Here is a 12646-nt window from a genome sequence, read left to right on the forward strand (position 1 = left end):
GTCTAGCTCGAAAGCTAGACCTTTGTCAGCAGTCTGAACCGACCTGAAGAGGTCGGTTTTTTTATTGTTGCCATTCGTGAGAGATACGTAGTTAGGATAAAGTGCCACTAGCTCAGTGGCAGCTCAATCACAAACGCGGCACCTTCGATATCCGCGGTTTCTACCCAGATCTTACCTTGATAAATAGACACAATCTCATGGCACACGGCTAAGCCGATACCTTGACCAGGATTGAGTTGGTCAGCGCGAACACCACGTTGGAAGATTGCCTCACGATGCGCTTCATCCACACCGGGCCCATCATCTTCGATCTTCACTGTTATGGTCTTATTGGTCACGTGCGTCGAGACACGTACCTCTGACAACGCAAAGCGGTAGGCGTTTTCCATCAAATTGCCAAGCAGCTCCATCATGTCATTTTTATTGAGCGGCAGTGTAGCGTCGCTCGCGTAGCGATGAGTCAGCTTGATATGTTTATCCATGTAGATTTTGCTGAGCATACGCTCAAGCCCGACAATACTCTCTGAAAGTGGTGTCGATTCTTTGGTCAAGCCTTGTTGTCCTAGCGTGGCGCGTTTGAGCTGGTATTGAACTAACTCATTCATTTGAGCTGTCTGCTCGCCGATACGTTGCACCATTTCAGTCTTAGATTGCTCGGGCTCATCCATGATGGCGTGAGTCGCAGCGATACGACTTTTTAAGCTATGAGCGAGATCGTCCATTGCATGCTGGTAACGTTGACCTTGCTCTTTACTGAGATAAATCATTCGGTTCAAGGCGATAGTGATGGGCTCCAGCTCAACAGGATATCGCGCTTTAAGGTCGTTTTGCTCGCCATCGGTAATGTCATCCAACTCTTTCGCCAATTGGTTGAGAGGTTTAAAACTCCAATGAAAGGCTAAAAACAGGGCCAGCACTGACAATACAATGAAACCTGACAGCGAAAATAAGGTATTTTTCTCGACTTCAGCACGTTGCTCAATGTAACTGCTTGCCGGCCTTACAACGACGATGCGGTGATCTTTATAGGTCAGGTTAGGTGCTCGGCCGTTAGGAGGCACTAATGTGGCGATGTAGGCCAGTACGAACTCACCTTCGTGGGTCTCAATGAGATGAGAACCATCTGCGATATCATTAGTACGGTTACAAAACAGGGGTTTTACTTCTTCTTTTATATCAGCGGACGCCCAAATGGTCTCTTGATCTTTACAGAGTGCGCTGCTGTATTTGGGGTCACTGGTATCAACACTGTCTATCCAAGTATCAAGATCACTAACGAGGCCAGCCTGATGCATCTGGGCAATGAAAAGGGGGGCTTGGTTAATGAGGTCGTTGGAGAAGGCATTAATATGGCTTTGGCGGAATAGCTGGTAAATAACACCCGCCATTGCCGATGAGATGATGACAAGGATGATCACGGATGTGATCATCACTCGACGTCTTAAAGTCGGTTTTGGTTTGATCATTTAGTCGATAACTCAAAGATATAACCCTGACCACGAATGGTTGAGATTGGGTTATCTATTCCATGTTTGGTGAACTTCTTGCGTAGGCGGCTAATCATGACTTCAATGGTATTTGGGTCGCCTTCTTGATCTTCATAAAGCACATCGAGTAAACGTTGCTTCGATACCACCTGGCGGCTATGGCGCATTAAGTATTCGAGTAAATCATACTCAAATGCGGTCAACTCCATTGGCTCACCGTCAACCGAGACCGCTTTGGCAAGCAAATCGACCGTAATACCACCCGCAACAATTTCTGGTTTTACAAAACCAGAGCTACGGCGAACGAGTGCGTTAAGGCGTGCGACAATCTCTTCTTTTTGGAAGGGTTTTACAAGATAGTCATCGGCACCCGCATCTAAGCCTTGCACCTTGTCCTGCCAGTTTGAACGTGCAGTAAGAATGAGGATCGGCATACGAATTTCTTTGCTTCGGATCTCTTTGATCAGTGATATCCCATCAGAGTCAGGTAAACCTAAGTCGATAATCGCGATATCATTCGGGTAGTTTTGAGCGAAGAAAAGGCCTTCCGACGCAGTACCAGCAACTTGCACTTGATTGCCAAGTTGACTCAGTTGCGTTTTTAGGTGGTGGCTAAGAATAGTATCGTCTTCAACAATCAGAATGCGCATGGCGTGTCCTCAATACGTAATATCGTTCAGTATTGTAACATTATTGTATAGCCAGACTTAACCTTAGCTGAAAACCTGAACAGAAATTCACGACTTTAATCAATAAATTGCTTTGAGTTTGCGGGGTTTATCATCGCGCGTCTGTCAGCGAGTCGCGTTAGTCAAAAAAAACGGGCAATACCCTCATGGCTTGCCCGTGTTTATGTGGACTGCGGTTTGTTTGATTAGCTAAAGACGATCAAAAGCGTGCCTGCAATGGTTAATAACACGTTGGCAATCGCATAAGTACCCGCATAACCCAGCGCAGGGATATTACTGCGCGCATGCTCGTTGATCATATCCATTGCGGGTGCACAAGTGCGCGCGCCGACAATGGCACCAAAGAGCAGGGCACGGTTCATTTTTAATACATAGGCGCCAAACAGGTAAGCCAGTACAACAGGCACGACACTGATGATGACGCTGGCGATGATCAGCTGGGTGCCAAGTTCTGCAAAAGCATCAAGCACGTTACTACCCGCACTTAATCCAATCCCCGCCATGAAGACCATCAGGCCAAAGTCTTTGCTCATATTGAGCGCGCCTTGTGGGACGTAACCAAAGGTAGGGTGGTTGGCACGCAAGAAACCAAGGGTGATACCAGAGAGCAATAAGCCTGCGGCATTACCTAAACCAAAGGTCACCTGACCAAAGGTAAAGGTGATCATCCCGAACAACATACCGAGAATGAAGAACGTACAGAATGCCAATAGGTCGGCGATTTGGCTGTGAATCGAGATGAAACCAATGCGCTCTGCAAGTCCAAGTACCCGACTACGTTCACCACTAACCTGCAAGATATCCCCTTTCGCGAGCAGAATATTTTGCTCTACGGGCATTTCAATTTGGGCGCGTACCACTCGGTTTAAGAAACAGCCATATTCTGCCAAGTTGAGCTCTGAGAGGCGTTTTCCTGCGACGCTATCATTCTTTACGACGATCTCTTCTTCAACAACGCGAAGGTCGAGTAAATCGCGGTCGAAAACTTCGCGGCCATTACGAAAAGCAGGGTCGAGACGGGCATGGCTATCTGGATAACCGACCAGTGCGATTTCATCCCCTAGCTGTAAAATGGCATCACCATCGGGATTGGCGAGAATACCATTGCGACGGATACGTTCTATGTAACAGCCCGTTTGACGATAAATACCCAACTCACGGAGATTTTTGCCGTCTAGCCATTCAATCAGCTCGGGGCCAACACGGTAAGCGCGGATTATCGGCAGGTAAACTTTTCGCTGTGCAACTTCACCAATCCCGCGCTCTTGGGCAATTTGTAGCGCTGAATCTTTTAGATTGTGCTTTTGGAGTTTTGGCATCAGTTTGGCGAAGGCAATCAAGCTGATCAAACCAAACAAATAGGCGAGGGCATAGCCCACACTAATGTTTTCGATAATGATCGCAATTTGTGCGCTATCGGTGACGGAACTTAATCCCGTGTTCAGCGCATCTTTAGCACCCACTAAGACCGGGGTTGCGGTCAGTGAGCCTGCCATCATACCCGTCGCAATGCCTAGATCGATACCAAATTGCTTAGCGAGGACTTTAGTCAGAATAATGGCTGAGATAAGTACCACTAATGCCAGCATCAAGTAGTGCTTGCCGTCTCGAAAGAAAATACCGAAAAAGTTCGGTCCAGCTTCAATACCAACACAATAGATAAACAGCATAAATCCAATACTGAGGGCGTCGGCATCAAAGGTGAAGCCTGAACCTCCCAGAATCAGGGCGGCCAAGAGCACACCAATAGAGTTACCTAGTTGAATACTGCCTAAGCGGATTTTGCCGATGGATAAACCAATGGCCAGAACAACAAATAGCAGCAAAATATTGTTCTGATGTAGTAACGAAACGACGTCGATGTTCACTGAGTGACTATTCCAAATGGAGAGGTAAAGCTGAAAGTTCTAGTTTAATGCAATCTGTCAAAAGGGTCAGCTTGAAAACGTCAGCTTCAGGTGAAAATTTCTTATTACTCAATGTATTTTTGGTTATATGAGCATGATTGAGCAATCGAATGGCATGATAAAAGTGCTTTCAGACGGACAAAAACAAGAAAAGCTGCCGAAGCAGCTTTTCATTTACGGTACACAGTGATAATTACTGGTAAAGACCAAGATTATCTTTCGCGTACGCTTCGAATTCAGTACAACCACCAACGTGCTCTTGGTCGATGAAGATTTGCGGCACGGTTTCTACCGGCTTACCGACGGTCTTCTCTAGATCAGCTTTTGAAATGCCTTCTGCGTGGATATCAACGTAGCGGTAGTTGAAGTCTTCGCGAGTCTCTTTAAGCTCATCAGCGATGTCTTTAGCACGAACACAGAAAGGGCAACCTGGGCGACCAAAAATAACAACGAACATAGTGATTCTCTCCTTAATTTGTATGGGCTAAATATGCCTGAATTTCCCGATAGAGGAAAGACGGTTTTATCATTCGCTATGATAGGGAAAACCTATGGATGTTTTCAAAGGCTTAGTTTGTATAACTTATGTCAGCTTCTGAATCCTGCATCTTGAGGTGGCTTGAGTATATTGCTTTCTGCGGCATATTTTGCATTGTAAGGTCGCCAATCATTGGAACATTGAACTCCTTCAAAAACCCGCGGTATAAACTACCATAGAGCGTAGACATATTGCGCCAAGTCAAAACAGAGAAACAGTGTGTCATTCACTCTGTTGAATAGCGAACCATGCGAAGGTGGCATGGCATAGGACTTAGCGAAGGAGTATGCAATGTTTCAGTTTATGACATCTAACAAAGTAATCTTTGGTGAAGGGGCCCTCAATCAATCTCTGACCACGTTAGGCCGCTATGGATATAGCGTGCTACTGGTGACGGGGCGAGGTGGTGAGCGTGCTGAGCCGGTGATCAACTACCTGATGCAACAAGGTATGCGTTATCAGCAGGTGGCGGTGTGGGGCGAGCCAGTTATTGCCATGGTTGAAGAGCTCGCTGCGATGGGGCGACGTTTTAAACCGGATATGATTGTCGCCATCGGTGGCGGCAGTGTGTTAGATGTGGGCAAAGCATTGTCCGCGATTATTCCAAACCAAGGTAGCGTTTATGATTATGTTGAGGTCATCGGACGCAATCTACCTTTCAAAAATGCGCCTTTGCCTTGTATCGCTATTCCCACCAACGCTGGCACAGGTTCCGAAGTAACCCGGAATGCGGTGCTTAAGTCTGCTCAAGAAAAAATCAAGGTGAACATTCGTAACGAAGCCTTGCTACCCGATGTCGCGATTATTGATCCAACCCTAACGTATGGCATGGATAAAGCACTGTCTGCTCGCAGCGGTATGGATGCCTTTACTCATTTAATGGAAGCCTATGTGTGTAATGCGCCAAATCCGTTTTCGGACATGGTTTGTGAAGAAGGGTTGAAGAAACTTTCTAACGCGTTGTTCTTAGCCTGCGAAGAAGACGATTTTCGCGCCCGCGCTGACATGTCCTTCGCCGCAATGCTTGGCGGCATGGCACGCAGCAATGCGAGTTTAGGTGCTGCGCACGGCTTAGCTGCTGCATTGGGCGGTCGCTTAACGGCACCCCATGGCGCGATCACCGCGCGATTAGCCCCGTTCGTGATGGCAGAGAACATCTTAGTGGCTGAACAAATGGGGCGAAATGATGTCATAAATCGGTACCGCAAACTGGGCGTGCTGTTGACGGGAGACGCCAATGCAAAACCGGCGTCGGCAATTGACTGGGTCAAAGACGCCTTGATTCGTCTAGAAATCCCTTCATTACAGATGTATGGTCTGTGCCGCACCATGTTTACAGATATTGCGGATGATGCGTTGCGCTCGACAGCCATTAAAGGTAATCCGTTACCGCTGACTAAAGAGCGCCTAGAACACATACTGTCTGAAGTTTGCCAATGCACGGCAACGGTAGAAATTTAAAAAGGATAAAAAGAAGAGATGACCAACAGCACGATTGAGACCCTATTGTCACACCGTTCTATTCGTAAGTTTACGGCTGAGCCGATCCCTCGAGCGGACTTAGAGACCATATTAGCCTGTGGTCGTGCTGCTTCCAGTTCTACTTTTATTCAGTGTGTCAGTATTGTGCGAGTGACCGATACAACAAAGCGCACCAAGTTGGCCGAGTACGCAGGTAATCAACCCTATGTTGCCGAATGCGCTGAGTTTCTCGTGTTCTGCGCCGATTTTCATCGTCATCAGCAGCTTGTGCCGGATGCAAAGCTGGGCTTTACAGAGCAAACCTTGATTGGCGCAGTTGATACAGCGCTGGTGGCACAAAATTGCCTGACTGCGGCCGAATCGATGGGATTAGGTGGCGTCTACATTGGGGGATTAAGAAACTCGCCTGAGCAAGTGAGTGAGCTGTTAGCGTTACCGGAACACGTACTGCCGTTATTTGGACTGTGTCTGGGATATCCCGCGCAAAACCCTGAGCAAAAACCACGGTTGCCACTCGCGTTGATGTTACATGAAGAGCAGTATCAAGAACTGGATCAAAAATTGCTTAGTAATTACGATGAGCACGTGGCAGCGTACTATCGTGCACGTACAAACGGCCAAGTGACCCACAGCTGGTCAGAACAGATACAAAAAACGCTGACGAAAGAAGCAAGACCCTTCATGAAAGCGTTTTTAGCCGCAAAAGGCTTTAGTACGCGCTAGTTTCACATTAAAATCATGCGTTTTTTAGGCTGCACATATTTCGCGGCCTTATTCTTGGGAAGTTTAATGAATCGAGTTTTAAAGGTGGTCGTTAGTTTGGTTGTGGCTGCCTCATTGGTCGCTTGTACTTCGACCGCTACATCGACACAGCCTGAAAGGGCGCAACAAGTATTGTTATTAGACAATGCAGAGCAAGTGTATCTTGAGTGGCGCGACAAGCTAGAAGATATCGAAAGCTTGTCAATCTATTCGCCAGCCACGCTGCAATCGCTAAACACCTTGTGGGCTCGTGTTGAAAGCAACTACAAAGAGTTTGATGGAAAACCAGAACGTTTGCATGCGACTTCGTTCTTTGGTTCAGAGACTTACTATAGTCGCTTTCAAGCGGACATCTCCCAGATCGAGCGTCTGTATGATGAACTCATGTCAACGCAAAAAGCGGCTGATATTGCGTTACGACCAGCCACTGAACATCTTCACTATTTGGATGAGATAGAAGCACGCGAGTACTTTCGTAGTGAATATGATCGTCTAAAGCGTTTTTATGAGCGTCTCTATGTGATTTTTGATGAACAAGGTGAGGCGCCAGCATTAAAACAACAGAAAGAGTTTTTGATTCGCGCGCGCAGTCTGGAAGTGAAAACCATCAAGCGCATATATATCACGCCATTGGAAGATATCTCTCGAGAGCTACGTCGTCGTGATGCACGTAGTTTTGTGCCTGAGAGCTTTGCTGCTGTGGACAAAGCTATCGCTGATGCAAAAAACCTAATCGATGACGCCCCGCGCGCGTTTGAGTTGATTGATAAAGCGGTAAACGATATCTCCTTCCAGCTTGCCCATGCGACACATATGCTTGAAGCTGTGGTTCATCTGCGTGGCTTGAGTCGAGACAGTTATGAAGCCTATATCCTAGATATGGAGAAACACCTGCTTGCGCTTTCAATGGCATTAAACGGCAAAGACTATCGCAACCTTGATCTTGTTAAGCAGGTCGAGACTATCCTCACTGATATCCGTGAGCAAAACGCGCAAATCGAAGCACTTAAAAAGCAGCTCGAAGCCTTGCAGAAATAGCCTCTCTAATAAACTCGATTCAGCAAAGCCCCATCGATGGGGCTTTTTTATTGCATGTTTGAACGCTGTCACGAGCTATTAAGAAACCTTAGTATGGAAGTTAATTTAATTGCGAGGATTATCTTTTAAATAAAGAGGTTATTAGAAAATATCTCTAAATGGCAGTAATGTGTTTTAGGAGAATGGATTCAATTCATACCCAAACGCTTTGTAGCTAAATGAATGTCACTGTGTTTATCTATTATTTTGTCGCTGAATAAGCGGTGCTGTTATAAAGCAATGGTTCATTCATTTGATTTATATGTCAGTGCTTTCAGGGAAGATGAGCTAATGTTTGAAAAAATAGATAAAGTAATAAAAGGCATGATGTTATGTGCTTTTTGATATGGGCAGTTTTTCGTATCGGTTTGTTGAACTCTTTCGCTTACCATGGCTTTGAATACGCTATTTCTGCCGATGAACTGGCGGTATCGAGTGTAGAGGAGTTGCAGGTAAGGTTAAACGACTTCACTTTGAACGAAGAAGAGTTATTGAAAGAGCTCAATAAAATAGACATGGACTTGAGTGGGTTCTATGAGAGTACGACAATGCAAGTTATTTTTCAGTATTCTCAAGATGAGTTTGCAGCACTGGTTATTGAGTTTGAATCCAAACATAGTCTGAAGAGCCTCGGTGGAGCGTATACCAATATAATAAACCAGATCAGTGATCATGTATTGAAGGTTGAGTAAATGGCTTACTGGTGAAAAATATCGTTTTTCATTAGCATGAATTCTTGAGCTGTGTTTCTTTAAGTGGCGTTCATATCTAGATTGCCATTAACGAACCAAGACTTTTCTCAATTATAAAAAAAAGCCTCCATCTGGAGGCTTTTAGTGATTCAAGTATCGCGATTAGCAAATGACTTTAATGGCTAGACCGCCTTGAGACGTCTCGCGGTACTTCGCATTCATGTCTTTACCGGTTTCTAGCATGGTTTCGATTACTTTATCGAGGGATACGCGTGGGTCGGATGAACGACGAAGCGCCATACGACTCGCGTTGATCGCCTTAACAGCAGCGATACCGTTACGCTCAATACAGGGTACTTGTACTTGCCCTGCGACAGGGTCACAGGTGAGGCCCAAGTTGTGTTCCATTGCGATTTCAGCTGCCATACAAACTTGCTCTGGGCTGCCGCCCATTAATTCCGCAAGACCCGCTGCCGCCATTGAACAAGCGACACCGACCTCACCTTGACAGCCAACTTCCGCACCAGAGATAGACGCATTACGCTTGTACAGGCCACCGATAGCACCTGATGCAGCAAAGTAACGAATGTATTGTGACTCTGTCACCGGTTGAATGAACTTGTCATAGTAGGCAAGGACGGCAGGAATGATGCCACAGGCACCGTTGGTTGGCGCAGTAACGACACGGCCACCTGCTGCGTTTTCTTCATTGACGGCAAACGCATACATGTTAACCCAGTCAACAACCGTCATCGGGTCAGTGCTTAAACGCTCTGCGGTTTCCAGTTGTTGACGTAAACTTGCGGCACGACGTGGCACGCGCAAAGGACCTGGTAGCAGGCCTTCGGTGTTCATACCACGATCCATACACTCTTGCATGGTTTGCCAAATTTTCGCGTATTGCGCTTTGATCTCGTCTTGGTTACGGAACATACGCTCATTCGCCATAACGAGAGAGCTGATTGAGATCGCGTTGTCTTTACAAAGCTCAACAAGCTCAGCCGCTGATGAAAACTCGTAAGGCACTTGTGTGGTTACTTCTTCTTCTACGCCAAAGTGCTCTTCATCAACAATAAAACCACCACCGATCGAGTAGTATGTCTTTGAGTAGACTTTTTCGTCACCGATCCATGCGTGGATCTGCATACCATTCTCGTGCAGCTCAAGGTTGTGGCTGTGGAAATTCATTCCGCCTTCACGTGGGAAAGCGACAGTGTGTTCGTTATCACCGACAACGAGTGTTTCAGTCTCTTCAACACGTTTGATGTAACTGGGGATACTATCGATATTAACGGTGTCTGGCAGGTTATCAGCCAAGCCCATAATGATAGCGATATCGGTGTGGTGACCTTTACCCGTTAGTGAAAGAGAGCCGTAAACATCGACGGTCAGTTTAGTCACAGACGTGAGTTGGTTAGAAGCACGCAAGTCATCAATGAATTCTTTACCCGCCTTCATTGGGCCTACGGTGTGAGAGCTGGAAGGACCAACACCAACTTTATAAATGTCAAAAACACTGATCATGTTAGGAACCTCAGGTAGAGGGAGCAGCCGGTAATCGTGCCCGAGCTGTCTACAACTTTATAACTCTTCCCCTATCCATGGAGAGAACGTAAAACTACAAAGAGCAGGGAAGAATGAGTCCGTCCCTGCTCTTTATTTATTTTCACTATTTTACGTGACTTTGTTCGAAAGGAAACAACCGGATTCGTTTTTTCATACATTCGTCACTGTAAATCAACACTAAAATAGTGGTTTATATTAGATCATGCTGTAAATTACAGATGAAATCGCTGCAATACCACACATAACAGTGAAGATACTTACTGGCAGTGATGTACGGTATTTTGCCATTGCTGGTACTTTGTACATAGCGAACACAGGCATGAGGAACAGGATACCGGCAATCATTGGTGCACCGATGTCTTCAATCATACCTAGGATGCTTGGGTTAATAATAGCAACAATCCAAGTAGTCAGTACGATGAAGGCAAGAGAGACTTTTTCCAGTGTCTTTACAGGGGTTTTTGAACGTGACTTTGCAAGACCAACGAGACCTTCGTGCGCACCAAGGAAGTGACCAAAATAGCTAGAGGTAATCGCAGCGAAAGCAATCAAAGGACCCATGAAAGAGATAAGAACAGAGTCATGCACGTTTGCAAGGTAAGACAGTACGCTGATGTTCTGTGCTTCTGCGTCAGCAAGTTGCTCAGGAGAAAGAGACAAAACAACAGAGAAGACGAAGAACATTACAAAGCCCATTAGCATGCTTGCCGCACCAAGGGTGATTTTGTCGGTCTTCTTCGATGCCTCTTCACCGTATACACGACGTTGCTCTTTCGCAAACTGGCTGATGATCGGGCTGTGGTTGAAAGAGAACACGATGATAGGAATCGCAAGCCATACGATGCTTGGCATTGAACCCCACTCTGGAGAAACAGACGCCATCGACATGTTCCAATCAGGAATAAGGTAAACAGACAGGGCAAGCAAGATGAATACCAATGGGTATACCATTGCTGACGTTGCTTTCAGCATCAACTCTTTGCCGAATACCACACCCAGTGTCATTAGCGTGATTAAACCACCAGACAGAGCCCAGCGTGGCAATGATTCCATGCCGAGTTGATTCACCATGAATGAATCTGCAGTGTTAGTGATGCCGACGCCGTAAATGAGAACGATTGGGTAAATCGCGAAAAAGTATGCGAAGGTGATCAAGTTTGCACCGGTTTTACCGAAGTGCTCTTCAACAGTATCAGTGATATCTGCTTCAGGGTTTTTGGCCGAAAGTACAAAACGCGCTAGGCCTTTGTGAGCGAACCAAGTCATTGGCAGCGCGATAAGTGCGAGGATGACGAGAGGCCAGAAGCCGCCAGCACCCGCTTTGATTGGAAGGAAAAGCACACCGGCACCGACAGCGGTACCAAATAGTGAGAGTGCCCAGGTGATGTCTTGATATGACCAGCCAGCTTTCTTTGCAGTCGTTGCTGCAGGCGTCGAAGTGGTTTGCATAATTGTAATACCCAGATTAATTTCAGAACGGAAAATAAGGAACAGGGGCATTCTCTCATTTTTGTAGCACGTAATATTGATCTAGATCGTAAAATGCAATTTAGTGAAACAAAACCGTGACAAAAGTGATCTAAATCACTTTATTGGTGGGGTGAACAGACAGCTTTTTAACTAATACCCTTAGTTTTTTTAATGCCATAGCTGACAAGACAGTAACTTTAGCATCTGTGCAGTCGCCCCCCAGATAGCATATTGGGCGTATGGGACAGAGTAGATGGTGTGGTACTTTCCTTTAACAAGAAACCTTTGTTGACGCATGTTGCTGGGGTTGAGGACGTGTTCTGCGGGGGCTTCAAACAGGTTTTCGACTTCGTTTTTGTCGATGCTAGGGACATATCTCGATGAGACTATCGATAGATAGGGCTGGATAATGAAGCCCGTCACCGTGGGGAGTTCGGGTAATTTGCCCAAGATATTTTCACGTGAACAGAGGATGCCAGTTTCTTCATGTGTTTCACGGATTGCAGTATCAATGAGATCTTGATCAAGACTTTCTTCAAAGCGCCCGCCAGGAAAGGAGACTTGTCCAGGATGGTGGCGAAGATGTTTCGCACGCTCAGTAAAAACAATGTGATAGCCTGACTCTCGTTCGACGAGACCAATCAAGACGGCCGCTTTCTTTAACGGTTTCTGATAGTTGCGTGTTGCAGCGACTCGCACTTTATGGGCTTCATCATAGACGCCAGGGGGAGTGAGAATGAATTTTTCGGGAAGTGTCAGTGTTGTCACGGGAAGCCTCTGCCATTTTCTCTTTTTTGTAAAGTATAACGGAAGTGCGCTATTTGACAGGAATAACCAATATTTTTCTCAATAAATCCATACTTAATTTTCGGAGATAAATAACCGCCAATCCCTTTGTATATAGGGATAGGGAAGACCTGTCTGTTATTTTTAACTATGTTTGTGTCGACTTTTTTAGACGGTTGTTCAGCGTCTA

The 12646-nt window shown here is 46.0% G+C and carries 11 protein-coding genes; 4 read left to right on the forward strand and 7 right to left on the reverse strand.

The features are described from left to right. Positions 1–107: 107 nt before the first annotated feature. The 4 genes from TSUB_RS06335 to TSUB_RS06350 all read right to left on the reverse strand — a co-directional run bounded on the left by TSUB_RS06335 (position 108) and on the right by TSUB_RS06350 (position 4540). Positions 108–1466, reverse strand: a complete 1359-nt coding sequence (locus TSUB_RS06335) for an ATP-binding protein (RefSeq protein WP_087017459.1) — start codon at positions 1464–1466, stop codon at positions 108–110. After that, the gene (locus TSUB_RS06340) at positions 1463–2137 is read right to left on the reverse strand and encodes a response regulator (RefSeq protein WP_087017457.1); all 675 of its coding nucleotides are present in this window, start codon (positions 2135–2137) and stop codon (positions 1463–1465) included. The genes TSUB_RS06335 and TSUB_RS06340 overlap by 4 nt, the downstream gene beginning before the upstream one ends. Before the next feature lie 224 nt (positions 2138–2361). After that, the gene (locus TSUB_RS06345) at positions 2362–4044 is read right to left on the reverse strand and encodes an aspartate:alanine antiporter (protein ID WP_087017456.1); all 1683 of its coding nucleotides are present in this window, start codon (positions 4042–4044) and stop codon (positions 2362–2364) included. A 232-nt stretch (positions 4045–4276) separates the two neighbouring features. Beyond that, positions 4277–4540, reverse strand: coding sequence for a GrxA family glutaredoxin (locus TSUB_RS06350; RefSeq protein ID WP_087017454.1), 264 nt, complete (start codon positions 4538–4540; stop codon positions 4277–4279). A 372-nt stretch (positions 4541–4912) separates the two neighbouring features. Between TSUB_RS06350 and TSUB_RS06355 the strand changes: the two genes are divergently transcribed. The 4 genes from TSUB_RS06355 (at position 4913) to TSUB_RS06370 (ending at position 8634) form a co-directional block, all read left to right on the forward strand. After that, entirely contained in the window at positions 4913–6082 is a 1170-nt protein-coding gene (locus tag TSUB_RS06355) for an iron-containing alcohol dehydrogenase (protein WP_087017453.1), read from the forward strand. 18 nt (positions 6083–6100) lie between these two features. Further along, positions 6101–6826 carry an oxygen-insensitive NADPH nitroreductase gene (nfsA, locus tag TSUB_RS06360; RefSeq protein WP_087017451.1) on the forward strand — a complete coding sequence of 242 codons (726 nt, stop codon included), beginning with the start codon at positions 6101–6103 and terminating at the stop codon, positions 6824–6826. Positions 6827–6892: 66 nt separating this feature from the next. Then, positions 6893–7903, forward strand: a complete 1011-nt coding sequence (locus tag TSUB_RS06365; protein WP_087017449.1) for a hypothetical protein — start codon at positions 6893–6895, stop codon at positions 7901–7903. Between the two features lie 371 nt (positions 7904–8274). Next, positions 8275–8634 (forward strand): hypothetical protein, encoded by a 360-nt coding sequence (locus tag TSUB_RS06370; RefSeq protein ID WP_221274568.1) that lies wholly within the window; start codon positions 8275–8277, stop codon positions 8632–8634. A 162-nt stretch (positions 8635–8796) separates the two neighbouring features. On the opposite strand, the gene TSUB_RS06375 is transcribed toward TSUB_RS06370, so the two are convergent. From TSUB_RS06375 to TSUB_RS06385, 3 genes are all read right to left on the reverse strand, one after another. Beyond that, entirely contained in the window at positions 8797–10158 is a 1362-nt protein-coding gene (locus TSUB_RS06375; RefSeq protein ID WP_087017447.1) for an L-serine ammonia-lyase, read from the reverse strand. A 237-nt stretch (positions 10159–10395) separates the two neighbouring features. Further along, positions 10396–11649, reverse strand: a complete 1254-nt coding sequence (locus TSUB_RS06380) for an aromatic amino acid transport family protein (RefSeq protein WP_087017464.1) — start codon at positions 11647–11649, stop codon at positions 10396–10398. A gap of 189 nt (positions 11650–11838) precedes the next feature. Then, positions 11839–12438 (reverse strand): NUDIX hydrolase, encoded by a 600-nt coding sequence (locus tag TSUB_RS06385; RefSeq protein WP_087017445.1) that lies wholly within the window; start codon positions 12436–12438, stop codon positions 11839–11841. Between the last annotated feature and the right edge of the window lie 208 nt (positions 12439–12646).

Origin of the sequence: Thaumasiovibrio subtropicus, from assembly GCF_019703835.1 — a bacterium.
GTDB classification, from domain to species: Bacteria; Pseudomonadota; Gammaproteobacteria; order Enterobacterales; family Vibrionaceae; genus Thaumasiovibrio; species Thaumasiovibrio subtropicus.

Coding starts and splice junctions, on each gene's coding strand:
- TSUB_RS06370 (WP_221274568.1), top strand. CDS start 8,275: ATGTGCTTTTTGATATGGGCAGTTTTTCGTATCGGTTTGTTGAACTCT.
- nfsA (WP_087017451.1), top strand. CDS start 6,101: ATGACCAACAGCACGATTGAGACCCTATTGTCACACCGTTCTATTCGT.
- TSUB_RS06350 (WP_087017454.1), bottom strand. CDS start 4,540: ATGTTCGTTGTTATTTTTGGTCGCCCAGGTTGCCCTTTCTGTGTTCGT.
- TSUB_RS06340 (WP_087017457.1), bottom strand. CDS start 2,137: ATGCGCATTCTGATTGTTGAAGACGATACTATTCTTAGCCACCACCTA.
- TSUB_RS06355 (WP_087017453.1), top strand. CDS start 4,913: ATGTTTCAGTTTATGACATCTAACAAAGTAATCTTTGGTGAAGGGGCC.
- TSUB_RS06375 (WP_087017447.1), bottom strand. CDS start 10,158: ATGATCAGTGTTTTTGACATTTATAAAGTTGGTGTTGGTCCTTCCAGC.
- TSUB_RS06365 (WP_087017449.1), top strand. CDS start 6,893: ATGAATCGAGTTTTAAAGGTGGTCGTTAGTTTGGTTGTGGCTGCCTCA.
- TSUB_RS06335 (WP_087017459.1), bottom strand. CDS start 1,466: ATGATCAAACCAAAACCGACTTTAAGACGTCGAGTGATGATCACATCC.
- TSUB_RS06380 (WP_087017464.1), bottom strand. CDS start 11,649: ATGCAAACCACTTCGACGCCTGCAGCAACGACTGCAAAGAAAGCTGGC.